The organism is Bacillus sp. LUNF1 (assembly GCF_011008975.1).
Taxonomy (GTDB): domain Bacteria; phylum Bacillota; class Bacilli; order Bacillales; family Bacillaceae; genus Bacillus; species Bacillus velezensis.
The window spans coordinates 2,657,382-2,682,650 of the sequence record NZ_CP048876.1 but is presented as its reverse complement, the minus strand read 5'-3'; the positions used below and the strand labels follow the sequence as shown (position 1 = coordinate 2,682,650).

Annotated in this window: 22 protein-coding genes, 2 tRNA genes and 1 other annotated feature; of the genes, 22 read left to right on the top strand and 2 right to left on the bottom strand. The window is 46.8% G+C overall.

Going from position 1 to position 25,269, the window contains the following annotated elements; all coding sequences use genetic code 11:
• Positions 1-3: 3 nt before the first annotated feature.
• The 4 genes from G4O42_RS12985 to G4O42_RS12970 all read left to right on the top strand — a co-directional run bounded on the left by G4O42_RS12985 (position 4) and on the right by G4O42_RS12970 (position 1,335).
• Positions 4-513, top strand: coding sequence for a YfcE family phosphodiesterase (locus G4O42_RS12985; RefSeq protein ID WP_032873780.1), 510 nt, complete (start codon positions 4-6; stop codon positions 511-513).
• Between the two features lie 113 nt (positions 514-626).
• Positions 627-700, top strand: a tRNA-Arg gene (locus G4O42_RS12980).
• Positions 701-824: 124 nt separating this feature from the next.
• A tRNA-Arg gene (locus tag G4O42_RS12975) sits at positions 825-898 on the top strand.
• Between the two features lie 251 nt (positions 899-1,149).
• Positions 1,150-1,335, top strand: coding sequence for a hypothetical protein (locus tag G4O42_RS12970; protein WP_032873783.1), 186 nt, complete (start codon positions 1,150-1,152; stop codon positions 1,333-1,335).
• A gap of 39 nt (positions 1,336-1,374) precedes the next feature.
• Here the strand turns inward: G4O42_RS12970 and G4O42_RS12965 are convergent, their stop codons facing one another.
• A complete protein-coding gene (locus G4O42_RS12965; protein WP_032873786.1) occupies positions 1,375-1,725 on the bottom strand; it encodes a hypothetical protein in 351 nt (116 codons plus the stop codon).
• Between the two features lie 422 nt (positions 1,726-2,147).
• Positions 2,148-2,399 (top strand) — a binding site (T-box leader).
• Positions 2,400-2,518: 119 nt separating this feature from the next.
• On the opposite strand from G4O42_RS12965, the gene ilvB reads away from it, so the two are divergent.
• The 13 genes from ilvB (at position 2,519) to yihA (ending at position 19,615) form a co-directional block, all read left to right on the top strand.
• Positions 2,519-4,243, top strand: coding sequence for an acetolactate synthase large subunit (gene ilvB, locus G4O42_RS12960; protein WP_032874141.1), 1,725 nt, complete (start codon positions 2,519-2,521; stop codon positions 4,241-4,243).
• The gene (gene ilvN / locus G4O42_RS12955) at positions 4,240-4,758 is read left to right on the top strand and encodes an acetolactate synthase small subunit (RefSeq protein ID WP_003152598.1); all 519 of its coding nucleotides are present in this window, start codon (positions 4,240-4,242) and stop codon (positions 4,756-4,758) included. The genes ilvB and ilvN overlap by 4 nt, the downstream gene beginning before the upstream one ends.
• A gap of 22 nt (positions 4,759-4,780) precedes the next feature.
• A complete protein-coding gene (gene ilvC, locus G4O42_RS12950; RefSeq protein ID WP_003152600.1) occupies positions 4,781-5,809 on the top strand; it encodes a ketol-acid reductoisomerase in 1,029 nt (342 codons plus the stop codon).
• On the top strand, positions 5,796-7,352 hold the full coding sequence (locus G4O42_RS12945) for a 2-isopropylmalate synthase (RefSeq protein WP_007612906.1): 1,557 nt from the start codon (positions 5,796-5,798) through the stop codon (positions 7,350-7,352). Before ilvC ends, G4O42_RS12945 begins: the two co-directional genes overlap by 14 nt.
• Before the next feature lie 20 nt (positions 7,353-7,372).
• Positions 7,373-8,470, top strand: a complete 1,098-nt coding sequence (leuB, locus tag G4O42_RS12940; protein WP_032873788.1) for a 3-isopropylmalate dehydrogenase — start codon at positions 7,373-7,375, stop codon at positions 8,468-8,470.
• A 49-nt stretch (positions 8,471-8,519) separates the two neighbouring features.
• Complete coding sequence (gene leuC / locus G4O42_RS12935) at positions 8,520-9,938, top strand: 3-isopropylmalate dehydratase large subunit (protein ID WP_007612904.1); 1,419 nt, start codon at positions 8,520-8,522, stop codon at positions 9,936-9,938.
• A 15-nt stretch (positions 9,939-9,953) separates the two neighbouring features.
• Positions 9,954-10,553 (top strand): 3-isopropylmalate dehydratase small subunit, encoded by a 600-nt coding sequence (gene leuD / locus G4O42_RS12930; protein WP_032873792.1) that lies wholly within the window; start codon positions 9,954-9,956, stop codon positions 10,551-10,553.
• Between the two features lie 117 nt (positions 10,554-10,670).
• Positions 10,671-11,675: a DNA damage checkpoint antagonist DdcA gene (gene ddcA, locus G4O42_RS12925; protein ID WP_025285063.1), complete on the top strand. Its 1,005-nt coding sequence runs from the start codon at positions 10,671-10,673 to the stop codon at positions 11,673-11,675.
• A 216-nt stretch (positions 11,676-11,891) separates the two neighbouring features.
• Positions 11,892-13,166, top strand: a complete 1,275-nt coding sequence (gene tig / locus G4O42_RS12920) for a trigger factor (RefSeq protein ID WP_003152618.1) — start codon at positions 11,892-11,894, stop codon at positions 13,164-13,166.
• 271 nt (positions 13,167-13,437) lie between these two features.
• Positions 13,438-14,700: an ATP-dependent protease ATP-binding subunit ClpX gene (clpX, locus tag G4O42_RS12915; protein WP_007408149.1), complete on the top strand. Its 1,263-nt coding sequence runs from the start codon at positions 13,438-13,440 to the stop codon at positions 14,698-14,700.
• 149 nt (positions 14,701-14,849) lie between these two features.
• Positions 14,850-16,508, top strand: a complete 1,659-nt coding sequence (lonB, locus tag G4O42_RS12910; protein WP_007612897.1) for an ATP-dependent protease LonB — start codon at positions 14,850-14,852, stop codon at positions 16,506-16,508.
• Between the two features lie 198 nt (positions 16,509-16,706).
• Positions 16,707-19,031 (top strand): endopeptidase La, encoded by a 2,325-nt coding sequence (gene lon / locus G4O42_RS12905; RefSeq protein ID WP_007612896.1) that lies wholly within the window; start codon positions 16,707-16,709, stop codon positions 19,029-19,031.
• The gene (yihA, locus tag G4O42_RS12900; protein ID WP_007612895.1) at positions 19,028-19,615 is read left to right on the top strand and encodes a ribosome biogenesis GTP-binding protein YihA/YsxC; all 588 of its coding nucleotides are present in this window, start codon (positions 19,028-19,030) and stop codon (positions 19,613-19,615) included. The genes lon and yihA overlap by 4 nt, the downstream gene beginning before the upstream one ends.
• Positions 19,616-19,647: 32 nt before the next feature.
• Here the strand turns inward: yihA and G4O42_RS12895 are convergent, their stop codons facing one another.
• Complete coding sequence (locus tag G4O42_RS12895; protein WP_032873795.1) at positions 19,648-20,139, bottom strand: hypothetical protein; 492 nt, start codon at positions 20,137-20,139, stop codon at positions 19,648-19,650.
• Positions 20,140-20,334: 195 nt separating this feature from the next.
• On the opposite strand from G4O42_RS12895, the gene hemA reads away from it, so the two are divergent.
• Genes hemA through hemB form a run of 5 tightly spaced genes read left to right on the top strand, consistent with a single transcriptional unit; the run spans position 20,335 to position 25,265 of the window.
• Entirely contained in the window at positions 20,335-21,702 is a 1,368-nt protein-coding gene (gene hemA, locus G4O42_RS12890) for a glutamyl-tRNA reductase (protein ID WP_003152628.1), read from the top strand.
• Between the two features lie 7 nt (positions 21,703-21,709).
• A complete protein-coding gene (locus G4O42_RS12885; RefSeq protein ID WP_007408154.1) occupies positions 21,710-22,540 on the top strand; it encodes a cytochrome c biogenesis protein in 831 nt (276 codons plus the stop codon).
• A gap of 34 nt (positions 22,541-22,574) precedes the next feature.
• Positions 22,575-23,516, top strand: coding sequence for a hydroxymethylbilane synthase (gene hemC / locus G4O42_RS12880; protein WP_007408155.1), 942 nt, complete (start codon positions 22,575-22,577; stop codon positions 23,514-23,516).
• Positions 23,506-24,285, top strand: coding sequence for a uroporphyrinogen-III synthase (locus G4O42_RS12875; RefSeq protein WP_032873798.1), 780 nt, complete (start codon positions 23,506-23,508; stop codon positions 24,283-24,285). The genes hemC and G4O42_RS12875 overlap by 11 nt, the downstream gene beginning before the upstream one ends.
• 5 nt (positions 24,286-24,290) lie before the next feature.
• Positions 24,291-25,265, top strand: coding sequence for a porphobilinogen synthase (gene hemB, locus G4O42_RS12870; RefSeq protein WP_029326045.1), 975 nt, complete (start codon positions 24,291-24,293; stop codon positions 25,263-25,265).
• Positions 25,266-25,269 lie beyond the last annotated feature (4 nt).

Sequence of the window (25,269 nt, the reverse complement as noted above, 5' to 3'; positions counted from 1 at the left end):
GCAATGAAAGTGCTGATAATAAGTGACAGTCACGGCCTTGAAGACGAGCTGGAGACGATTGCAAAGCGGCACGAAGACGAAGCGGATCTGATGATTCATTGCGGTGATTCAGAGCTTGACGCCGCACATCCGGCGCTTACGCCATATCACACGGTAAAAGGCAATTGCGACTTTGGCGGCGGGTTTCAGGATGAACTCCTTCTGGACGCCGGTTCAAAGAAAATTCTGGCCGTTCATGGGCATCTTCACGGCATTAAACAGTCACTTTTAACTGTTTTTTACCGGGCGGAAGAGCTTGGGGCGGATATCGTCTGCTTCGGCCATTCACATATTGCCGGGAGTGAAGTGCTCCGGGGCAAGCTTTTGATTAATCCGGGCAGCATCCATCTTCCGAGAGTCCGCAATGTGAAAAGCTATGCCATTCTTACTCTTACAGAAAGAGAAGGCGCCGTGACATTTTACGACGAAACGGGTCGGGAATTGAAGGACTTGGGGAATACAATCAGTTTTTAACAAGTGATGGGGGAGATTTCATTCTTCCCCATCAAAAGTTTTTAAAAAAATATTGACTTATGATTTGAACCTGTATATAATAAATCTTGTCGCTGATACATAAAGCAAAAGCTGTCCCAGTAGCTCAGCTGGATAGAGCAACGGCCTTCTAAGCCGTCGGTCGGGAGTTCGAATCTCTCCTGGGACGTACAAAAAAAGAGCTGGTGACATCAGAGTGAAAACTGATGCCGCTGGCCTTTTTTATCGGATGACTATATTGTCAATTCGCTGATATCATGGTAAAATGATCAGCAGAACAATTTGATTTTCATGTCCCAGTAGCTCAGCCGGATAGAGCAACGGCCTTCTAAGCCGTCGGTCGGGAGTTCGAATCTCTCCTGGGACGTATAAAAAAACCTCAAGCCCTGACAATGGGTTTGAGGTTTTTTTGTATTTTATTTTTTATTTTACGAAACAAAAGTTCCGTATTTGATGAAAATTGTAAAGTAATTTTAATATAAATGAAACTTAATGTAATATTTACCGTGATAAATATATGTATAAAGATACTTAAGGCGCCCTTGAGTAATAAATTATCTAATTTCTATCATGCATTTTGTCAATAATCGATAGAAAGACAGCGGGAGGAATTAGCTTTTGAAGTACGCATTTGCATATAAAAATCACAATATAGAAACGATCTTTTGCGGAAAAGACAAGCTGTTTGAGGAACTGAAGCAATTTTTAATCACTCAATGCGGTTTAATCATTGTTGAGGTTTCAAGGGCTGATTACTATACGGAGCAGGAAATGAATCAATGGAATGACCGTTATACTTTGTGAATATGAAAAGAAACCGGCCGTGTGAGACCGGTTTTTGTATCATCTGAATCCGCTCGGAGCACTGAAGCTTCCTGCATGGCCGCTGAAACCGCCTCCGAGCGCGCCGGGATGTGCCCCGGCGCCGAGGCTTCCGCCGACGTCACTGAAGGTTTGGCCGTAGTACCCGGATGTATAAGGGTACGGAACGAATTGCTGTCCGGCGAATGACAGCGTGCTTTGCGGGGTCTGCTGTCCGTATCCAGATGACGGGAATCCCTGCTGAAAAGAAGGGCCGCCTTGATATGGAGCTGTATGCATCGGGGCCGGGGGATAATAAGACTGCGGCGGTAAGACCGGTAAAGGCGGAAATCCAGGAGGCAGGCCCTGCATGCCTGATAACATCTTATTCATGACATCACTCATTTCTTACGAGATAAGAACAGTGTATGCGTATGTCTGTATAAAGAGCCTGTTCAATCGAACGGAATATCTGACAAGCATGCCGGAAGGACAGAGAAAAATCGTGTAATAAAATGTGACATATTCGTATATGAACGGAAAAATTTCATGTAATCTTGAGAGATTAATAAAAAAATGATAAAAACTTTTAATATTTACAGATCCCTTTGTACCAGTAATGAAAGCGTATACAAAGTAGATTGATTAATCTAAATTGTCTAATAATTATAAAAATGCTGTTGACACTGCCTGCAAACGGGCGTAATATGAGTTCAAACAAAAATAAATAAATGATTCACGCTAAAAAGAAAAATCATAAAACACTGAAAAAACAAACAAATGAAGGTTCTTTTTTAATAAAAGAGCTGCCATAATAAAAAGCGCAGAAGAGGATAAGTAGCTTTGCTGAAGTTTTTCACAGAGAGCCGGTAACGCTGAGAGCCGGTAAAACAAATCAAAGTGAACTCCCCTCAGAGTGCCGGTCTGAAATGTAAAGAGTAGGACTCGGCCGAGTGAACGCAATGTTTACTCGTTATCAAAACGGATAATCATTATCCATGAGACGGTCTGCATATGACCGTAAACAAGGGTGGTACCGCGGAGAGCAAAGCCTTTTCGCCCCTTTTGGCTATCGCATGAAATGCTTGGCTGAATGTGGGTGGGAAGGCTTTTTTATTTGCGTCAGCCGGCGCTGCGTTTTATGAATTGGATTTTAGAAGGGAACATTGAAAAGGAGGAACTGAAAATGGGCACAAATGTACAGGCGGATTCTTTGTCTGCCGAATGTACAAAAACAATGAACGGGGCTCTGATGCTGATTGAATCATTAAAGAAAGAAAATGTCGAGATGATCTTCGGCTATCCGGGGGGAGCCGTCCTTCCGATTTACGATAAACTGTATCAATCAGGATTGGTTCACATCCTGCCCCGCCACGAGCAAGGCGCGATTCATGCGGCAGAAGGGTATGCGAGAGTCTCCGGAAAGCCGGGGGTTGTGATTGCTACTTCAGGGCCCGGCGCGACAAATTTAGTTACCGGTCTTGCGGATGCGATGATTGATTCACTGCCGCTCGTAGTATTTACCGGGCAGGTGGCCACTTCGGTCATCGGCAGCGACGCTTTCCAGGAAGCCGACATTTTAGGAATTACGATGCCGATTACGAAACACAGCTACCAAGTCCGCCGTCCGGAAGATCTCCCCCGTGTGATTAAAGAGGCGTTCCATATCGCCACGACGGGAAGACCTGGTCCGGTATTAATTGATATACCGAAGGATGTCGCAGCATTTGAAGGAGAGTTCAGATATGATCATGAGATCAGCCTTCCGGGTTATCAGCCGGTAAAAGAGCCTAACTATCTGCAGATCCGAAAGCTCGTGGAAGCTGTAAGCAGTGCGAAAAAGCCGGTTATTTTAGCCGGAGCGGGTGTTTTGCACGGTAAAGCTTCAGAAGATTTAAAAAATTATGTCGAACAGCAGCAAATACCGGTAGCGCACACGCTCCTCGGTCTGGGCGGTTTCCCGGCAGACCATCCTCTATTTCTGGGAATGGCGGGGATGCACGGCACATACACAGCGAATATGGCGCTTTACCACTGTGACTTGTTGATCAGCATCGGAGCGCGGTTCGATGATCGTGTGACCGGAAATCTGCAGCATTTTGCAAAATCGGCCAAAGTAGCGCATATCGATATTGATCCTGCTGAAATCGGAAAAATTATTGAAACGCAGATTCCGGTGGTCGGCGACAGTAAAATCGTCCTTCAGGAATTATTGAAGCAAAACGGAAAACAGGGACAGACAGAGGAATGGAAACAGCAGCTTTCAGAATGGAAAGAAGAATATCCGCTTTGGTATACAGACAACAGAGAAGAGGGCTTGAAACCCCAAAAGCTGATTGAGTATATTCACCAATTCACAAACGGAGAGGCGATTGTGGCGACGGATGTCGGCCAGCACCAGATGTGGGCGGCTCAGTTTTATCCTTTCCGAAAGGCTGATAAGTGGGTGACCTCGGGGGGACTCGGCACAATGGGCTTCGGCCTTCCGGCGGCTATCGGAGCACAGCTGGCTGACCGTAACGCCACGGTCGTTGCCATCCTCGGAGACGGCGGTTTTCAGATGACCCTTCAGGAATTAGATGTCATCCGGCAGCTGAATCTTCCTGTCAAAGTGGTTATCTTGAACAACGAATGTCTGGGCATGGTCAGACAGTGGCAGGAAATCTTCTATGAAGAACGCTATTCTGAATCCAAATTCTCGGCGCAGCCTGACTTTGTCAAATTGTCAGAAGCCTACGGCATTAAAGGCGTCCGGATTTCATCGGAAGAAGAGGCGGAAGAAGAGCTTAAAAAGGCGCTTTCATCAAAAGAACCGGTCGTTATTGACGTCCGGGTCGCCAAAAGCGAGAAAGTATTCCCGATGATTGCGCCGGGTAAAGGACTTCATGAAATGGTGGGGGTGAAACCTTGAAACGCATTATCACATTAACGGTGGTCAATCGCTCGGGAGTATTAAACCGGATCACCGGCCTGTTTACAAAAAGACACTATAATATCGAAAGCATCACTGTAGGCCACACGGAAACAAGCGGTGTTTCAAGGATTACATTTGTCGTCCATGTGGAAGGCGAAAATGACGTAGAGCAGCTGACAAAGCAGCTTAACAAACAAATTGACGTCCTTAAAGTGACGGATATTACAAACCAATCGATTGTACAGCGTGAGCTTGCACTGATTAAAGTTGTTTCCGCACCGTCGGCCAGAACGGAAATCAATGGAATCATTGAGCCGTTCAGAGCTTCCGTCGTTGATGTCTCAAGAGACAGCATCGTCGTTCAGGTTACCGGCGAATCTAATAAAATCGAAGCCCTTATAGAGCTTCTCAAACCTTACGGCATTAAAGAAATCGCGAGAACGGGCACAACGGCTTTTGCGAGGGGAACCCAGCAGAAGGCGTCATCCAATAAAACAATTTCAATTGTATAACACAAAAAAGGGAGAGATTAAAATGGTAAAAGTATATTATAACGGTGATATCAAAGAGAACGTATTGGCGGGTAAAAAAGTAGCGATTATCGGTTACGGTTCACAAGGTCATGCACACGCGCTGAACTTAAAAGAAAGCGGAATTGATGTCATTGTCGGCGTCAGACAAGGAAAATCATTTACACAGGCCCAAGAAGACGGTCATAAAGTCTTTTCGGTAAGAGAAGCGGCTGCCCAGGCTGATATCATTATGGTTCTTCTTCCGGATGAACAGCAGCAAAAAGTATATGAAGCTGAAATCAAAGATGAATTGACGGCTGGCAAGTCATTGGTATTCGCACACGGATTTAACGTCCATTTCCATCAGATCGTGCCTCCAGCTGATGTAGATGTCTTCCTTGTCGCTCCTAAAGGACCGGGACACCTTGTCAGAAGAACATATGAACAAGGCGCAGGCGTACCGGCATTGTTTGCCATCTACCAGGATGTATCAGGAGAAGCGAAAGATACGGCTCTTGCTTATGCAAAAGGAATCGGCGGAGCGCGTGCGGGCGTTCTTGAAACAACATTTAAGGAAGAAACGGAAACGGATTTGTTCGGTGAGCAGGCTGTTCTGTGCGGAGGTTTAACGGCGCTTGTCAAAGCGGGTTTTGAAACGCTGACAGAAGCCGGCTACCAGCCCGAACTCGCATACTTCGAGTGTCTGCACGAACTGAAGCTGATCGTAGACTTGATGTATGAAGAAGGCTTGGCGGGCATGAGATACTCTATCTCCGATACGGCTCAATGGGGAGATTTTGTATCAGGACCGCGTGTAGTCGATGCGAAGGTAAAAGAATCGATGAAACAAGTATTAACAGATATTCAAAACGGTACATTCGCAAAAGAATGGATCGTGGAAAACCAAGTGAACCGTCCTCGTTTCAATGCGATCAATGCAAGTGAAAACGAGCATCAGATTGAAAAGGTCGGCAGACAGCTTCGTGAAATGATGCCGTTTGTCAAACAAGGCAAAAAGAAGGAAGCGGTGGTCTCCGTTGCGCAAAATTAATGTTTTCGACACGACCCTTCGTGACGGTGAACAATCCCCCGGGGTCAACCTCAATTCCCGGGAGAAACTGGCGATAGCCAAGCAGCTTGAAAGACTCGGGGTGGACATTATTGAAGCGGGATTTCCCGCTTCATCCCGAGGTGATTTTTTAGCCGTGCAGGAAATCGCAAGAACAATTAAAAATTGTTCGGTAACAGGGCTTGCCCGATCTGTCAAAGGTGACATCGACGCAGCCTGGGAAGCGCTGAAAGACGGGGCCAGCCCGCGGATTCACATCTTTATCGCCACCTCTGACATTCATCTGAAGCATAAGCTGAAAATGACGCGGGAAGAGGTTAAGGAAAAAGCGGTTGAAATGGTGAAGTATGCAAAAGAACGCTTTCCGATCGTTCAATGGTCAGCAGAAGACGCATGCCGCACAGAACTTCCGTTTCTGGCTGAAATCGTAGAAAAAGTGATTGATGCCGGCGCGAGCGTCATCAACCTGCCGGACACTGTAGGTTACCTGACGCCGGCTGAATACGGAAACATCTTTAAATATATGAAGGAACACGTTCCGAATATCAGCCGGGTAAAGCTCTCAGCCCATTGCCACGATGATCTCGGAATGGCGGTTGCCAACTCACTTTCGGCAATTGAGAACGGCGCTGATCAAATTGAATGCGCCATTAACGGCATAGGAGAAAGAGCCGGGAACGCCGCGCTAGAGGAAATCGCCGTTGCGCTTCATGTCAGAAATGACGCGCATCAAGCCGATTCATCTCTCAATCTTCATGAATTGAAGCGGACGAGTGATCTTGTCAGCAAACTGACGGGAATGGCCGTTCCCCGCAACAAAGCAATCGTCGGAGATAACGCTTTCGCACATGAGTCCGGCATTCACCAAGACGGTTTCCTGAAAGAAAAATCAACATATGAAATCATTTCACCGGAACTTGTCGGCGTGACTGCTGATGCGCTCGTACTCGGAAAGCATTCCGGGCGCCACGCGTTCAAAGACCGCCTGAATACGCTTGGATTCCAGTTTGATAGTGATGAAATCAATAAATATTTTACGATGTTTAAAGAACTGACCGAAAAGAAAAAAGAAATCACCGATGATGACTTGATTTCTCTTATTTTAGAAGAAAAAGTGACGGACAAAAAAATCGGCTATGAATTTTTGTCTCTGCAAGTGCATTACGGGACGTCTCAGGTGCCGACTGCAACAGTCTCTTTAAAAAATCAGGAAAACGAACAGCTGATGCAAGAGGCGGCAACGGGGGCGGGCAGCGTAGAAGCCGTTTATAATACGCTCGGGCGCTGCATCGATAAAAATATTGAACTGACAGACTACCGCATCCAATCCAACCGAAAAGGCGAAGACGCGCTGGCTCAAGTTTACGTCAGAGTGACCGTGAACGGAAAAGAATCATCAGGGCGGGGAATCGCGCAGGATGTTCTGGAAGCTTCTGCAAAAGCTTATCTGAACGCTGTGAACCGGCAATTGGTGCTGGATTGCAATATAGACGGATTAAAGAGACAGACTGCGGTCGGCTCGTAATAGAAAGGAGAACGTTTGATTTGAAAAAACGCATTGCTTTGCTTCCCGGTGACGGAATCGGACCGGAAGTGGCGGAATCAGCGGCAGATGTATTGAAAAGCGTTGCCGAACAATTCGGACATGAATTTGAATTTGAAAACGGACTGATCGGGGGAGCGGCCATTGACGCCCATCAAAACCCCCTTCCTGAGGAGACGGTGGCTCTTTGTGAAAGATCCGACGCCATCCTGCTCGGGGCAGTCGGCGGACCGAAATGGGACCAAAATCCTCCGGAGCTCAGACCGGAAAAAGGCCTGCTCGGCATCAGAAAAAAACTCGGCCTGTTTGCCAATCTGCGTCCCGTGACCGTATTTGAAAGCTTGTCTGAGGCATCTCCGCTGAAAAAAGAATATATCAGCGGCGTCGACTTTGTAATCGTCAGGGAACTGACGGGCGGCCTCTACTTCGGAGAACCGAGCAGACAGTATGTCAATGAAGCGGGAGAAAAGGAAGCGGTCGATACCCTTTTTTATAAGAAAGAAGAAATCGCACGTGTTGTCAGAGAAGCTTTTAAGATGGCTGCCGACAGAAAAGGAAAAGTGACGTCCGTTGATAAGGCGAATGTGCTTTCTTCAAGCAGGCTGTGGCGTGAAACAGCGGATGAAATCGCAAAAGAATTTCCTGATGTGACGCTTGAACATATGCTTGTCGATAATGCCGCGATGCAGCTCATCTACGCTCCGAGCCAATTTGACGTCATCGTAACTGAGAATATGTTCGGCGATATTTTAAGCGATGAAGCCTCCATGCTGACAGGCTCGCTCGGCATGCTGCCGTCAGCCAGTTTATCAAGTTCAGGTCTTCACTTGTTTGAACCCGTGCATGGATCTGCGCCTGACATCGCCGGTAAAGGGATGGCCAATCCGTTTGCGGCGATTTTATCAGCGGCGATGCTTTTGAGAACATCTTTCGGGCTTGAAAACGAAGCTCAGGCGGTGGAAAAGGCGGTCGCAAAGGTGCTTGCAGACGGCAGCCGTACACGTGATATCGCCCGGGACGGCCAATATGCCGGAACGCATGACATTACTGAAAAAGTAAAAGCCGCATTAGCCGGCTCGAATACAAAATCTATAGTGTGACGCTTTAAAGAAAGCGGTCTTAGTTCATAGGTAGAGGGAGGAAACAAAGATGATGCCTCGAACAATCATCGAAAAGATTTGGGATCGGCATGTTGTAAAAAGCGGTGAAGGAAAACCCGACCTTCTCTATATTGATCTGCATCTAATTCATGAGGTGACGTCTCCTCAGGCGTTTGAAGGGTTAAGGCAGAAGGGAAGAAAGGTCAGACGGCCGCAGAACACATTCGCGACGATGGACCACAATATTCCGACCGTCAACCGTTTTGACATTAAAGATGAAGTCGCAAAGCGCCAAGTAACCGCGCTTGAACGGAATTGCGAGGAGTTCGGCGTCCGTCTTGCGGATCTTCACAGCGCAGACCAGGGGATCGTTCACGTAGTCGGACCTGAGCTTGGTCTGACACTACCGGGGAAAACGATCGTTTGCGGAGACAGCCATACATCGACTCACGGCGCGTTCGGAGCGCTTGCCTTCGGTATCGGCACAAGTGAGGTGGAACATGTTCTTTCCACACAGACATTATGGCAGCAGCGGCCGAAAACGCTTGAAATCCGCGTTGACGGAACGCTCCAAAAAGGAGTGACCGCGAAGGATGTCATCTTGTCGGTCATCGGAAAATACGGGGTGAGATTCGGTACCGGATATGTTATTGAATACACCGGGGAAGTATTCAGAAACATGTCTATGGACGAACGCATGACCGTCTGCAATATGTCAATAGAAGCGGGAGCACGGGCGGGACTGATCGCTCCTGATGACACGACGATTGAATACTGTAAAAACCGTAAATACGCGCCAAAAGGCGAAGAGTTTGACAAAGCCGCCGCAGAATGGAAAGCGTTAAAAACCGATCCGGGCGCCGTATACGATCATTCCATCGTGTTAGACGGCAGCGAGATTTCTCCAATGGTAACATGGGGCGTCAATCCCGGCATGGTTCTCCCGGTCGATGCCCAAATACCGGCGCCGGAAACGATTGATTCTGAAGACGGTAAAAAAGAAGCCATCCGCGCGTACGAATACATGGGAATCTCACCGAATCAAAAAATTGAAGATATTAAAGTCGAGCATGTGTTTATCGGCTCCTGTACAAATTCGCGGATGACCGATCTTCGCCAGGCTGCGGATATGATCAAAGGCCGAAAAGTCGCCGACAGCGTCAGAGCCATTGTAGTGCCGGGTTCTCAAAGCGTGAAACAGCAGGCCGAAGAAGAAGGGCTGCACCGCGTGTTTCTCGAGGCCGGATTTGAATGGAGAGAATCAGGCTGCAGCATGTGCCTCAGTATGAACAATGATGTCGTGCCTGAAGGGGAACGATGCGCTTCCACTTCCAACCGCAACTTCGAAGGCAGACAGGGAAAAGGCGCGAGAACACACCTTGTCAGTCCGGCGATGGCGGCAATGGCAGCCATTCACGGGCATTTCGTCGATGTAAGAAAGTTTTATCAAGAAAAAACAGTTGTGTAAGGAGTGCGCAAAAAGATGGAACCTTTAAAAACGCATACGGGAAAAGCGGCTGTCTTAAACCGGATCAACGTCGATACGGACCAGATTATTCCGAAACAGTTTTTGAAAAGAATTGAAAGAACAGGATACGGCAGATTCGCGTTTTTTGATTGGAGATACCTTGAGAACGGTGAGCCTGATCCTGAATTTGAATTAAACCGCAAAGTCTATGAAGGCACGTCCATATTAATTGCCGGAGAGAATTTCGGCTGCGGATCATCCCGTGAGCACGCTCCTTGGGCGCTGGATGATTACGGCTTCAAAATCATCATTGCTCCGTCATTTGCCGATATTTTTCATCAAAACTGTTTTAAAAACGGTATGCTTCCCATCCGTATGCCGTATGATCAGTGGAAAAAACTCGCCGGTCAATATGAAAATCAGTCTCTTAACATGACGGTTGATTTGGAAAACCAGCTCATTCACGACAGTGAAGGAAAAGAGATTTCATTTGAAGTCGATCCTCACTGGAAGGAAATGCTGATCAACGGTTATGATGAAATTTCATTAACGCTTCTGCTGGAGGACGACATTCAGCAGTTTGAATCGAAAAGAAGTTCTTGGCTTCAAGCCTGAAAAAAGCCGACCGGCATCTGTCCGGCGGCTTTTTTTACCGTGCGCGCCATCCTTTCTTGTGTTTCCTGACGCGTGTTGATACACTTGAAAAAAATAGCGCCTGAAAGGAAATAAAGTATGACGCATGACAAGAAAAAAGCTGATATCATTCCTTTCCCCCGTCTGAAAGAACGCTTGGTTGATAAAGGGATGGCCGCCATGAAGGATAAACAGTATCAGGAGGCCCTCGAACTGTTCTCAGAGGCGGTAAGCCACGGCGATACCGAGTCCGACGTACATTTAGGCATGGCGATTTGTTTTCTGGAACTCGGGGAATTGGAAGAAGCAAAACAAGTTTGCGAGAAAATGCTGAATGAAGGGTACGGCCATTATTTCACCGTACTGCAGGTGTACATGACCATTTTAATTCAGCTGAAACAATATGAAGAAGTCAAAAGCACGATTGAAGCTGTGCTGGAAGAAAACCAGCTGCCCGCAGAAAGTGCGGAGCAATTCTACCGGCTGCTCGAATTCAGCCGCAAAATGACCGATCCCGACCAGCAGGATGAAGCGTGGGAGGAGGAATACGAGGACATTCTTGATGCGGAAAAAGTGCTGAACAGCCCCGCTGAACAAATGAATCTGATTCATTCTCTCAAAGACCGCAATATTGCAAAATACACGGGTCTCTTAAAAACGATTCTTCAAGATCCGGGCGCACATCCGCTTATCAAGACGATGATTTTGACGCTGATGGCGGAGCATGACTACAGCAAGCCGGTTCATATTACAAAATTCGGCGATTCAATGACCGCGGTTCCGAGTGAAACGGTTCAGCCTGATGCGGCTCCGGTTTTGCATCGCGTTCTACGGGTGCTTGATGAAACGCTCGGCAATGAAAACCCTACATTATACGCTGCCGTCGAGGAGCTGTGGAGAAGGCATCTGTACGTCCTGCACCCTTTTATGCCGAAGTTTTTGAACGCAGATTTATGGGCGGCGGCGCTTCATAAGGTCGGTTACGAGATGCACGGTATTGACATTGAGCCGGAGGAACTTCATATGATGTACGAGTTTGACAGCCGCGAACTTGAAGAAGCCTGCACGATGATTAAGGATATTGAAGAAATTTCTTATTTGTAAATCACACCATATAGTTGAAAGCGGTAGGCGTTATGTTATAATATAGTGGTTGTATTTATGTATAGCGGTTTAACTGAAATGAGAATTACGGTTGGACAGGCTGCCAGTTCATTACATAATGATTCTGATTCAAAGCGGTTTTTTCTTTGACAAAGCCGCGGATTGCTTTAGAATGGAAGACCGACACAACCTGAATAGATTTTTGGAGGGAAACACATGTCTGTAAAATGGGAAAAACAAGAAGGCAACGAAGGCGTATTAACGGTTGAAGTTGATGCGGATACGTTCAAAACAGCTCTTGATGATGCATTTAAAAAAGTAGTAAAACAGGTTTCTATTCCTGGATTCCGTAAAGGGAAAGTTCCCCGCGGTTTATTCGAACAGCGTTTCGGCGTTGAAGCTCTTTACCAGGATGCTTTAGATATTTTACTTCCTGTAGAATACCCTAAAGCGGTTGAAGAAGCCGGCATTGAACCTGTAGACCGCCCTGAAATCGATGTTGAAAAAATCGAAAAAGGCGAAAGCTTGATTTTCACTGCAAAAGTGACTGTAAAACCGGAAGTGAAACTTGGCGACTACAAAGGCTTAGGAATCGAAAAAGATGACACTGCCGTTACTGACGAAGATGTACAAAACGAACTTAAAGCGCTTCAAGAGCGTCAGGCTGAGCTTGTCGTGAAAGAAGAAGGCGCTGTTGAAAACGGCGATACAGTCGTTCTTGACTTCGAAGGTTTTGTTGACGGCGAAGCGTTTGAAGGCGGAAAAGCTGAGAACTACTCACTTGAAGTAGGATCAGGTTCATTCATCCCGGGCTTCGAAGAGCAGTTAACAGGCCTTGAAGCAGGAGCTGAAAAGGATGTTGAAGTAACATTCCCTGAAGAGTACCACGCTGAAGAGCTTGCTGGAAAACCGGCTGTTTTCAAAGTGAAAATTCATGAAATCAAAGCGAAAGAGCTTCCTGAGCTTAACGACGAATTCGCAAAAGACATTGACGAAGAAGTTGAAACGCTTGCTGAATTAACTGAGAAAACAAAAAAACGCCTTGAAGAAGCAAAAGAAAACGAAGCTGACGCTAAATTGCGTGAAGAGCTTGTTCTGAAAGCATCTGAAAACGCTGAAGCTGATGTTCCTCAAGCGATGATCGACACTGAGCTTGACCGCATGCTGAAAGAATTCGAACAGCGTCTGCAAATGCAAGGCATGAACCTTGAGCTTTACACTCAATTCTCAGGCCAAGACGAAAACGCGTTAAAAGAGCAAATGAAAGAAGATGCCGCAAAACGCGTAAAATCAAACCTGACTCTTGAAGCGATCGCTCAAGCTGAAAACCTTGAAGTAACAGACGAAGAAGTTGAAGCTGAGCTGACTAAAATGGCTGAAGCTTACAACATGCCGGTTGAAAACATCAAGCAGGCAATCGGTTCAACTGACGCGATGAAAGAAGATTTAAAAGTTCGAAAAGCAATTGATTTTCTTGTAGAAAACCGTTAATATGGTTCATAATAATAGACATAATAAAACAGGGCGCGATTAATTCGTGCCTTGTTTTGTACAATTATGATATAACTCTTTTTCTTGGGGCAAGATAGTCATTGCCGGGCTGTTTTTCGTCATACATATAGAATGTGCAAGTGCGAAACACATTGTTACCGTCTTACTGGAAAGTATGGTAAAATGCAATACATACTCGATCGTAGCAAGAACCGTTTTCTTTTGCCCTTCAGGTAAAAGAAAAAGTGAGACAAGATTAAGGGGTGAAAGAATGTTTAAATTCAACGAGGAAAAAGGACAATTGAAATGCTCGTTCTGCGGAAAAACGCAAGATCAGGTTCGTAAGCTGGTTGCAGGACCGGGTGTATATATATGCGACGAATGTATTGAGCTCTGTACAGAAATCGTAGAGGAAGAGCTTGGTACGGAAGAAGAAGTCGAATTTAAAGACGTTCCGAAGCCGCAGGAAATCCGTGAGATTCTGAATGAATATGTCATCGGACAGGATCAGGCGAAGAAATCACTTGCGGTTGCGGTATACAACCATTACAAACGCATCAATTCCAACAGTAAAGTGGATGATGTCGAGCTTTCTAAAAGTAATATTTCTTTAATCGGACCGACTGGAAGCGGGAAAACACTTCTTGCCCAGACGCTTGCGCGTATTCTGAACGTGCCGTTTGCGATCGCGGACGCTACATCTCTGACTGAAGCCGGATATGTCGGTGAGGACGTAGAAAACATCCTCCTCAAGCTGATTCAGGCAGCAGACTATGATGTGGAAAAAGCAGAAAAAGGCATTATTTATATCGATGAAATCGATAAAGTAGCGCGAAAATCTGAAAACCCGTCCATTACACGCGACGTATCAGGCGAAGGCGTTCAGCAGGCGCTGCTGAAAATTCTTGAAGGAACGGTTGCAAGCGTGCCGCCTCAAGGAGGACGCAAACATCCACATCAGGAATTCATCCAGATCGATACGACGAATATTCTGTTCATTTGCGGCGGTGCATTTGACGGCATTGAACAAATTATCAAACGCCGTCTCGGACAAAAAGTCATCGGTTTCGGCTCAGATAATAAAGCGGCAGACCTGGAAAAAGAAGAACTGCTTTCTAAAGTTCTTCCGGAAGACTTGCTCCGTTTCGGTCTGATTCCTGAATTCATCGGCCGTCTTCCTGTCATTGCAAGCCTTGAGCAGCTTGACGAAACGGCACTGGTTGAAATTCTGACTAAACCGAAAAACGCACTCGTCAAACAATACAAGAAAATGTTAGAACTTGATGATGTCGAGCTTGAATTTGAAGACGAGGCATTATCTGAAATTGCGAAAAAAGCGATCGAGCGTAAAACAGGCGCACGCGGCCTGCGTTCTATCATTGAAGGCATCATGCTTGACGTGATGTTTGATCTGCCGTCCCGCGATGATATTGAAAAATGTGTCATTACCGGAGCGACAGTCGCAGACGGTGAAGCACCGCGTCTTGTATTAAAAGACGGCACAGTTGTCGGCCAAGATAAAACATCAGCATAACATGACAAAACCTCCTGACTCGAATTGATCAGGAGGTTTTTTTCTTGTCCTGACCCTTCTGAAAATGTTTATTCCGGGCTTTGCTGGGAGATACTAGCGGACAGAGGAATGAATTGGATACATAAATTGTTTTTTCAGGAGGGACCAGCATGAGTTGGACAGGGATCGCATTATTTGTACAGCTGTTTTTCGGGATAGTCATCGGATTATATTTTTGGAATCTGCTCAAAAACCAGCGTACACAAAAAGTGACGATAGATAAAGAATCAAAAAAAGAAATGGAACAGCTGCGCAAAATGCGCGCCATCAGTTTATCAGAACCTTTATCAGAAAAGGTGCGGCCGAAAAGCTTTCAGGACATTGTCGGCCAGGAAGACGGAATTAAAGCGTTAAAAGCAGCGCTTTGCGGACCGAACCCGCAGCACGTCATTATTTACGGTCCTCCGGGAGTCGGAAAAACGGCTGCGGCGCGGCTGGTATTGGAAGAAGCGAAAAAACATAAACAGTCACCGTTTCAAAAGCAGGCTGTTTTTGTTGAACTTGATGCGACGACCGCGCGGTTTGATGAACGGGGGATTGCCGATCCGCTTATCGGTTCAGTGCATGATCCGATTTATCAGGGAGCGGGTGCGATGGGCCAAGCAGGCATTCCGCAGCCGAAACAGGGGGCTGTGACCCATGCTCACGGCGGGGTATTGTTTATTGATGAAATCGGTGAGCTTCATCCGATTCAGATGAATAAAATGCTGAAGGTGCTTGAAGATCGAAAAGTATTTTTAGACAGTGCGTATTACAGTGAAGAAAATACGCAAATACCGAATCACATTCATGATATTTTTCAAAATGGGCTTCCGGCAGATTTCCGTTTGATCGGAGCGACAACGAGAATGCCGAATGAAATTCCGCCGGCCATCCGTTCGCGCTGTCTTGAAGTATTTTTCCGCGAGCTGGAAAAGGATGAACTTAAAATCGTTGCGAAAAAAGCAGCCGACAAAATTCAGAAAGAGATTTCTGACGAAGCTCTCAGTGTGCTGACCACATATACGAGAAACGGACGTGAAGCCGTCAATATGATCCAGATCGCCGCCGGCATGGCGGTGACTGAGGACAGACAAGAAATTACGACAGAAGATATAGAATGGGTTGTTCATTCCAGTCAGCTTACACCTAAAAATGAGCAGAAAATCGCCGATGAACCGCAAGTCGGCATCGTGAACGGACTTGCTGTCTACGGGCCGAACAGCGGCGCATTGCTGGAAATCGAAGTGAATGTCACACCTGCGCAGGACAAAGGAAGCCTGAATATCACGGGAATTGCAGAGGAAGAAAGCATCGGCAGCCAATCGAAGTCGATCCGCCGCAAAAGCATGGCGAAGGGATCTGTGGAAAATGTTCTGACGGTTCTGCGCACAATGGGCATCAAACCTTCAGACTATGACATTCACGTCAATTTTCCGGGCGGAGGCCCGATTGACGGACCTTCAGCAGGTATCGCGATGGCCGCGGGGATTTTTTCCGCGATTCACCGCATCCCGATCGACCATACGGTGGCGATGACGGGAGAAATCAGCCTGACGGGGCTTGTCAAACCGATCGGCGGCGTCATTCCGAAAATTAAAGCCGCAAAACAGGCCGGAGCAAAAACGGTCATTATCCCATATGAAAATCAGCAGTCCATTCTGAAACGAATAGACGGAATCACCATTAAAGCGGTAAAAACGTTCCAGGAAGTGCTGGACGTCATATTGGTTGACCCTCCTTCTGAACAAAAACCGTTTGATATCCAAATGAATAAAGAATCCGTATAAACCCCATTTTTATAATGGGGTTTTTTTATGGAGGACATCTTTTCCTTTTTCAGAACAGAAAGAAAGGGTATACTACGAAGAGACTGTTTTATATACAGGGCAGGCGGATAAGCCGATTTTGCCCGATCCCGGAATTGTACAACGATGAAAAAGTTGTATTATAATGGTTCATACTAAAGTCACGGAGGTGTCAGTCACATGGCAGAAGATACAAAACGCAGCATCCCGCTCCTCCCTTTAAGAGGCTTATTGGTATACCCGACAATGGTTTTACATTTAGATGTAGGCCGTGACAAGTCGGTTCAGGCTCTTGAACAGGCAATGATGCATGATCATATGATTTTTTTAGCCACTCAGCAGGATATTTCGATAGACGAACCGGGTGAAGAGGATATTTTCGCCGTCGGCACTTATACAAAAATTAAACAGATGCTGAAGCTGCCCAACGGTACGATCAGAGTGCTTGTAGAAGGAATTCAGCGGGCGCAGATCCTTGAATACACCGAGCTCGAAGATTATACTTCGGTCGATATACAGCTGATGCATGAGGATGATTCAAAAGACGTGGAAGACGAAGCGCTTATGCGGACGCTGCTGGACCATTTTGACCAGTACATAAAAATTTCTAAAAAAATCTCCGCAGAAACGTATGCGGCTGTGACTGATATTGAAGAGCCCGGCAGAATGGCGGATATCGTCGCTTCTCATCTCCCGCTGAAATTAAAGGACAAGCAGGACATTTTAGAAACGGCGGATATTAAAGAACGTCTGAATAAGGTCATCCGTTCCATTCATAACGAAAAAGAAGTGCTGGAGATTGAGAAAAAAATCGGTCAGCGCGTCAAACGTTCGATGGAACGCACTCAAAAGGAATACTACTTGCGTGAACAGATGAAAGCCATTCAGAAGGAGCTTGGCGACAAAGAAGGAAAAACCGGCGAAGTTCAGTCGCTCACGGAAAAGATAGAAGAAGCAGGCATGCCTGAGCGTGTCAAAGAAACGGCGCTTAAGGAATTAAGCCGTTACGAAAAAGTGCCGTCAAGCTCAGCGGAAAGCTCTGTTATCCGCAACTATATTGACTGGCTCATCGCCCTTCCGTGGTCGGATGAAACAGAAGATAAACTTGATATTAAAAAAGCCGGGGAAATCTTAGATAAAGAGCACCACGGCTTAGAGAAAGTGAAAGAGCGGATTTTGGAGTATTTGGCCGTGAAACAGCTGACGAAAACGCTGAAAGGGCCGATTCTTTGTCTGGCCGGACCTCCGGGAGTCGGTAAAACATCTCTTGCAAAATCAATCAGTACGAGCATGGGGCGCCGTTTTGTGAGAATTTCACTGGGCGGAGTGCGCGATGAGTCTGAAATCCGCGGGCACCGGCGCACATACGTCGGAGCGATGCCGGGCCGTATTATACAGGGGATGAAAAAAGCCGGCAAACAAAATCCGGTCTTTCTCCTGGATGAGATCGACAAAATGTCGTCTGATTTCAGAGGCGATCCGTCTTCAGCGATGCTTGAGGTGCTGGATCCGGAACAAAACAGCACATTCAGCGACCACTATATTGAAGAGACGTTCGATTTATCGAAAGTGCTGTTTATCGCGACTGCGAATAACCTTGCTTCCATACCGGGACCTCTCAGAGACAGAATGGAGATTATCAGCCTGTCAGGCTACACTGAAAACGAAAAGCTGGAGATCGTGAAAGACCACCTGCTTCCGAAACAAATCAAAGAGCACGGGCTCACAAAGAGCAACCTGCAGATTCGGGATCAGGCGATTACGGACATCATCCGCTACTATACGAGGGAAGCCGGCGTGAGAACGCTTGAACGCCAGATTGCCGCCATTTGCCGAAAGGCTGCAAAAGCCATTGTGTCTGAGGAGAGAAAACGCATTACCGTTACAGAGAAAAATCTGGCCGACTATCTCGGAAAACGGATATTCAGATACGGACAGGCGGAAACCGAAGATCAAATCGGGGTTGTCACGGGGCTCGCGTATACGACGGTCGGCGGAGATACGCTGTCAATCGAAGTGTCATTGTCGCCGGGAAAAGGAAAGCTGATTCTGACCGGGAAGCTAGGAGATGTCATGCGGGAATCAGCGCAGGCCGCTTTCAGTTATGTCCGCTCGAAAGCGGAACAGTTCGGAATCGACCCGAAATTCCATGAGAAGTATGACATTCATATCCATGTCCCTGAAGGAGCGGTGCCGAAAGACGGCCCTTCTGCCGGAATTACGATGGCCACGGCGCTCGTTTCAGCATTAACGGACCGTGCGGTAAAACGCGAAGTCGGTATGACGGGAGAAATCACGCTGCGGGGCCGCGTGCTTCCGATCGGCGGACTGAAAGAAAAGGCGCTCGGTGCGCACAGAGCGGGCCTGACTACTATTATTGCGCCTAAAGATAACGAAAAAGATATAGAGGATATTCCGGAAAGCGTCAGAGAAGGACTGAAGTTTATATTCGTTTCTCACCTGGATGACGTTTTGGAACATGCCTTAGTAGGAGAGAAGAAATGAAAGTCACAAAGTCAGAAATCGTGATCAGCGCGGTCAAACCCGAACAGTACCCTAATGGGGGGCTTCCGGAAATCGCGCTGGCGGGAAGATCAAATGTAGGAAAGTCATCTTTTATCAATTCATTAATCAATCGGAAAAACTTGGCCAGAACGTCATCAAAACCGGGGAAAACACAGACCTTAAACTTTTACATCATCAATGATGAATTGCATTTTGTCGACGTTCCCGGGTACGGATTTGCGAAAGTTTCCAAAAGCGAGCGGGAAGCATGGGGGAGAATGATTGAAACCTATATGACGACCCGTGAAGAGCTGAAAGCCTGCGTGCAGATTGTCGACCTCAGGCACGCGCCGTCTGCTGAAGACGTGAACATGTATGAATTCCTGAAGTATTACGGCATTCCCGTCATCGTTATCGCGACAAAAGCGGATAAGATTCCAAAAGGAAAATGGGACAAGCACTTAAAGGTTGTCAAACAGACGCTTGATATGGATCCTGAAGATGAGCTGATTTTATTTTCCTCTGAAACGAAAAAAGGCAAAGATGAAGCATGGGGAGCCATTAAAAAAATGATCAGCCGGTAATGAAAAACCCAAAACGCAGTGCGTTTTGGGTTTTATCGTATAGTTTTGTTCCGCTTGATAAACAATAATAAAAGGCTGATTCCGATGAAAACATACGGCCAGTATGTTTTGAAGTGTTCCGTCGGAATATGGACGGACTCCAGCCATGCCGTAATTTGTTTAAAGAAGTATAAAAAGAGGGAAAAACCAATCATGGCAACCGCTTCGTATACATATTCTTTTCTGGCTGCCGCAAATAAGGAGAATCCGAAGACGAAGAGAATCATTTCAAAATCTCCCGGCCACCATGAGAGCTCAGGTTTGGCGAAAAAGTGTAAACCTATGCCGAAAAGAAGCATGCCGATCAGGACGTGAGGCCCGGCCGCTTCCTTTTTGCCCTGGTACGAGAGCATGGCGCCCAAGAGCATAAGGAGCACCGGCCATTCCCCCTGATTCGCAAACAGGTGAACCTGTCCGCTCTGAAGCCATGCGAATAATGAAGCGGCAAGCAGAAGTCCCGGTAATAAAATTGATGTTTTTTTCATCCTGTCACCTACCCGCAGTAAAGGATTTTTAGTATGATGATTACAGTGGAAACGAGCTTTTTATACTATAGCACAACATTTTTGAAATCTGTTCACATTTTTTCCGAAGAAACTATGTTATAATCATTCTAAATAATAAATTCTATGTTAGAATGATTATAAATAAATTGCGATGTACGGGGGTGCATGAAAGCGATGCATATTCTTGTTGTGGGAGTAGATTATAAATCCGCCCCTATTGAAATACGCGAAAAAATAAGTTTTCAGCCGGATGAGCTTGCAGAAGCGATGCTCCGTTTAAAAGAAGAAAAAAGCGTTCTTGAAAACATTATCGTGTCAACCTGCAACCGCACCGAAATATATGCGGTGGTCGACCAGCTTCATACCGGCCGTTATTATATAAAGACATTTTTATCCGAATGGTTCTCGCTGCCGAAAGAAGAGCTGTCTCCGTTTCTGAAATTTTATGAGAGCGACGCGGCGATCGAGCATTTATTCCGTGTGGCGTGCGGTTTGGATTCCATGGTCATCGGAGAAACGCAAATACTCGGCCAGGTCCGCTCGAGCTTTAAAACGGCGCAGGCAGAAAAGACGATCGGCACCATTTTCAATGAGCTGTTTAAACAGGCGGTGACCGTCGGCAAACGCACGCATGCCGAAACCGATATTGGCGCCAATGCCGTTTCCGTCAGTTACGCCGCCGTTGAACTCGCGAAAAAAATCTTCGGCTCATTGTCAAATAAGCACATTTTGATTCTCGGTGCGGGAAAAATGGGCGAGCTCGCCGCAGAAAACCTGCACGGTCAGGGTATCGGCAAAGTAACGGTCATCAACAGAACGTTTTTGAAGGCAAAAGCGCTTGCTGACCGTTTCTCCGGAGAAGCGCGCAGCTTAAACCAGCTTGAACATGCACTTGCTGAAGCTGATATTTTAATCAGTTCGACAGGCGCAAGTGATTTCGTCGTGTCTAAAGAAATGATGGAGAGAGCGGGCAGACAGCGGAAAGGCCGCCCGTTATTTATGGTGGATATCGCTGTGCCGAGGGACCTCGATCCGGCGCTGAACGATCTTGAAGGTGTTTTTCTGTATGATATTGATGACCTTGAAGGAATCGTTGAAGCCAACTTACAAGAACGCCGTGAAACCGCTGAAAAAGTCGAGCTGTTTATTGAAGCGGCAATTGTTGAGTTTAAGCAGTGGCTTAATACGCTCGGCGTTGTGCCGGTCATTTCGGCGCTGCGTGAAAAGGCGCTGTCCATCCAGTCCGATACGATGCAGAGCATTGAGCGTAAGCTGCCTCATCTGACGGTAAGAGAGAAAAAACTTCTCAGCAAACATACGAAAAGCATCATTAACCAAATGTTGCGCGACCCGATTCTGAAAGCGAAAGAGCTTGCGGCTGAAGCGGATTCAGATGAAAAGCTGAAGCTGTTTATGCAGATTTTCGATATTGAGGAAGAGGCCGGCCGCCAGCTGGACAAAAGCCTGGATAACCGCCAGACGGTTCATTCGTTTCAAAAGGCAGAAGCAAAAACGGGCTTACGTCCGCTTGTAAGTGAGTGAGGGCTGTATGATTGATACAGCAATGGCAAGACTTAATGAAGCGACAATTGTTATTTATGCAGTCAGCGTCCTTTTTTACTTTATAGATTTTCTTCAACACAACCGGAAGGCTGGGAAAATGGCCTTCTGGTTGCTTTCTATTGTCTGGACTCTGCAAACCGTCTATCTTTCTTATTTCATGTGGCAGACGGGCAGATTTCCGGTCTTGAATATTACGGAGGCCCTTTACTTTTATGCGTGGGTGCTTGTCACGCTCTCACTTGTGGTCACGCAGATTCTGCGCGTTGATTTTATCGTGTTTTTCACGAATGTCATCGGTTTCTCGATGATTGCGATCCATACGTTTTCACCGACGGATCAGCATTCGGCCGCTTTTTCCGGCCAGCTGGTCTCAGAGCTTTTGGTCATTCATATTACAATGGCGATTCTGTCTTACGGCGCTTTTTCCCTTTCTTTTGTTTTTTCGCTTCTTTATCAGTTTCAATATTCTTTATTAAAGAAGAAAAAGTGGGGAAAATGGCTGTTGAGAATTGAAGATTTGTCAAAACTTGATTATATGGCTTACGTTTTAAATGTCATCGGGGTTCCGATGCTGCTGTTGAGCCTGATATTAGGCGTGATCTGGGCGTATGTGTCGCTGGAAACGCTGTACTGGTTTGATTCAAAAGTGCTCGGTTCGTTTATTGTGCTGCTTTTATACAGCTACTATTTATATATCAGAATGATTAAGGAACTGCAGGGAAAAGTGGCGGCGTTATGGAATTCAGCATGTTTTCTCGTGCTGATGATTAATTACTTCCTGCTCGGAAGCCTGTCGCAATTCCATTGGTTCAGTTAACGCACGCGCCCAAACAGATTCGGGAGGAAAGAAAATGAGAACGATTAAGGTAGGTTCCAGACGGAGCAAACTGGCTATGACCCAGACAAAATGGGTGATTAACAAATTGAAGGAATTGAACCCTTCCTATAACTTTGAAATCCGGGAGATTGTCACAAAAGGCGACCGCATCCTCGATGTTACGCTGTCAAAAGTGGGCGGCAAAGGTTTGTTTGTCAAAGAGATTGAACAGGCGCTGCTGCATCAGGAGATTGATATGGCGGTTCACAGCATGAAAGACATGCCCGCCGTTTTGCCTGAGGGTCTTGTCATAGGCTGCATACCGAAACGTGAGGATCCGCGTGATGCGCTGATTTCAAAGGGGCATCAAAAGCTGGACGACATAAAAGAAGGGGGCATCATCGGCACCAGCAGTTTAAGAAGAAGCGCCCAGATTCTTGCTGAACGCCCTGACCTTACAATTAAGTGGATCAGAGGCAATATCGATACGAGACTTCAAAAGCTTGAAACGGAAGATTACGATGCTATTATTTTAGCGGCTGCGGGGCTTTCGAGAATGGGCTGGAAAGATGATGTCGTATCTGAATTTCTCGAACCGGACCGCTGTCTGCCTGCGGTCGGCCAAGGCGCTCTTGCCATTGAATGCAGAGAGTCGGATGAGGAGCTTTTGAAGCTGTTTGCGCAATTTACCGATGAGTATACGCAGCGCACGGTGGCAGCCGAACGGGCTTTCTTACACGCGATGGAAGGCGGCTGCCAAGTGCCGATAGCCGGGTATGCGTCCGTCAATGACCGGGATGAGGTTGAATTGGTCGGTCTTGTCGCGTCTCCGGACGGAAAGACGATTTATAAAGAAACAGCGGCGGGACATGATCCGGAAGAAATCGGAAAACGCTGTGCGGCGATGATGTCTGAAAAAGGAGCCAAAGCATTAATCGACAGTGTAAAACAGGAGCTCGATCAGGATGGCAAATGACCTTCCTTTACAAGGAAAGACCGTGCTTGTCACCCGGAACAAAAGACAGGCCGCACCGTTCCGAAAAAAAGTAGAGGCGCTCGGCGGAACGGCTGTTTCCGCTTCGCTGATCGCTTTTCAGGAAGCACTCCCGGATGAATGTGCGGACAGTCTCCGGGAAGACCTTTCTGAGCCGGGATGGCTTGTGTTTACAAGCGTAAACGGTGTCCGGTTCTTTTTTTCCTATCTTGATCGTCACGGTCTTGCGCTTTCGGGACGGAAAAAAATCGCAGCCGTCGGTGAAAAGACTGCGCGCGCCCTGAAAGAGCGGGGAGCCCGGACGGATGCGATGCCTGACGAGTATGTGGCGGAATGTCTGGCTGATACTTTAAAACGGCACGCATCAGCTGCCGAACCCATTTCAGTGATAAAGGGCAATTTATCACGCGATGTCATAAAAGCGGAGCTTGAGCCGCTTGGCTATCAAATAAGGGAATGGGTGTTATACAATACCATTCAGGATGAAAAAGGCATGGACGAGCTGAGACTGGCTGCATCCCGCTCTCATTTTGATTTTATTACGTTTACCAGCTCATCGGCGGTGCATACGTTTATGCACGCGGTCGGAGACGGGGAAAAAGCGTGGGAAAACAGCGGTGCGAGCTATATCAGCATCGGCCCTTTGACAGAGAAAGCGCTCTTGGAATACGGGATCTCATCCCATGTGCCTGTCACTTATACGATTGAAGGCATGCTGGACGTCATGTGCAGCATGTCGGGAAAGGATTGATAATGATGAATCAAACATTTAACAGACACCGCCGTTTGCGCGCGAACGCTGCGATGAGAGATTTAGTAAAAGAAACACGTCTTCACCCTTCAGATTTTATTTACCCGTTATTTGTCGTTGAAGGACTCGAAGGAAAAAAAGAAGTTCCTTCCATGCCGGGGGTTTATCATGTATCACTCGATTTGTTAAAGGATGAAATGGCTGAGCTGATATCGCTCGGCATTAAGTCGGTCATCGTTTTCGGCGTGCCGGAAGAAAAAGACGCCTGCGGAACCCAGGCTTTTCATGATCACGGCATTGTGCAGAAAGGGATTGCTGAAATTAAAAAGCATTATCCTGAAATGATCGTAATCGCTGATACATGCCTCTGTGAATACACGGATCACGGCCATTGCGGCGTCGTGAGAGACGGAGAAATCTTAAATGACGAGTCGCTTGAGCTGCTGGCGCAGACAGCCGTCAGCCAGGCCAAAGCCGGCGCTGACATCATCGCTCCTTCAAATATGATGGACGGTTTTGTCACAGTGATCAGGGAAGCGCTCGACAAAGAAGGATTCACGAATATTCCGATCATGTCTTATGCCGTGAAATATTCAAGTGAATTTTACGGTCCGTTCCGCGACGCGGCTGACAGCACGCCGCAGTTCGGAGACCGAAAAACATATCAGATGGATCCGGCCAACCGCTTGGAAGCGCTCCGTGAGGCTGAATCAGACGCGGCAGAAGGCGCTGACTTTTTAATCGTCAAACCGTCTATGTCATACTTAGATATTATGCGTGATGTGAAAAACCGCCATCACCTGCCGCTGGTCGCATATAATGTGAGCGGGGAGTATTCCATGGTGAAAGCGGCAGCCCAAAACGGCTGGATTAAAGAAAAAGAAATGGTGCTGGAAATTTTAACGAGCATGAAACGTGCAGGAGCCGATCTGATTATGACGTATCATGCAAAAGACGCAGCAAAATGGCTTGCTGAGTAACGAT

Coding starts and splice junctions, on each gene's coding strand:
- G4O42_RS12985 (WP_032873780.1), top strand. CDS start 4: ATGAAAGTGCTGATAATAAGTGACAGTCACGGCCTTGAAGACGAGCTG.
- G4O42_RS12965 (WP_032873786.1), bottom strand. CDS start 1,725: ATGAATAAGATGTTATCAGGCATGCAGGGCCTGCCTCCTGGATTTCCG.
- ilvB (WP_032874141.1), top strand. CDS start 2,519: ATGGGCACAAATGTACAGGCGGATTCTTTGTCTGCCGAATGTACAAAA.
- ilvC (WP_003152600.1), top strand. CDS start 4,781: ATGGTAAAAGTATATTATAACGGTGATATCAAAGAGAACGTATTGGCG.
- leuC (WP_007612904.1), top strand. CDS start 8,520: ATGATGCCTCGAACAATCATCGAAAAGATTTGGGATCGGCATGTTGTA.
- leuD (WP_032873792.1), top strand. CDS start 9,954: ATGGAACCTTTAAAAACGCATACGGGAAAAGCGGCTGTCTTAAACCGG.
- ddcA (WP_025285063.1), top strand. CDS start 10,671: ATGACGCATGACAAGAAAAAAGCTGATATCATTCCTTTCCCCCGTCTG.
- tig (WP_003152618.1), top strand. CDS start 11,892: ATGTCTGTAAAATGGGAAAAACAAGAAGGCAACGAAGGCGTATTAACG.
- clpX (WP_007408149.1), top strand. CDS start 13,438: ATGTTTAAATTCAACGAGGAAAAAGGACAATTGAAATGCTCGTTCTGC.
- lonB (WP_007612897.1), top strand. CDS start 14,850: ATGAGTTGGACAGGGATCGCATTATTTGTACAGCTGTTTTTCGGGATA.
- lon (WP_007612896.1), top strand. CDS start 16,707: ATGGCAGAAGATACAAAACGCAGCATCCCGCTCCTCCCTTTAAGAGGC.
- yihA (WP_007612895.1), top strand. CDS start 19,028: ATGAAAGTCACAAAGTCAGAAATCGTGATCAGCGCGGTCAAACCCGAA.
- G4O42_RS12895 (WP_032873795.1), bottom strand. CDS start 20,139: ATGAAAAAAACATCAATTTTATTACCGGGACTTCTGCTTGCCGCTTCA.
- hemA (WP_003152628.1), top strand. CDS start 20,335: ATGCATATTCTTGTTGTGGGAGTAGATTATAAATCCGCCCCTATTGAA.
- G4O42_RS12885 (WP_007408154.1), top strand. CDS start 21,710: ATGATTGATACAGCAATGGCAAGACTTAATGAAGCGACAATTGTTATT.
- hemC (WP_007408155.1), top strand. CDS start 22,575: ATGAGAACGATTAAGGTAGGTTCCAGACGGAGCAAACTGGCTATGACC.
- G4O42_RS12875 (WP_032873798.1), top strand. CDS start 23,506: ATGGCAAATGACCTTCCTTTACAAGGAAAGACCGTGCTTGTCACCCGG.
- hemB (WP_029326045.1), top strand. CDS start 24,291: ATGAATCAAACATTTAACAGACACCGCCGTTTGCGCGCGAACGCTGCG.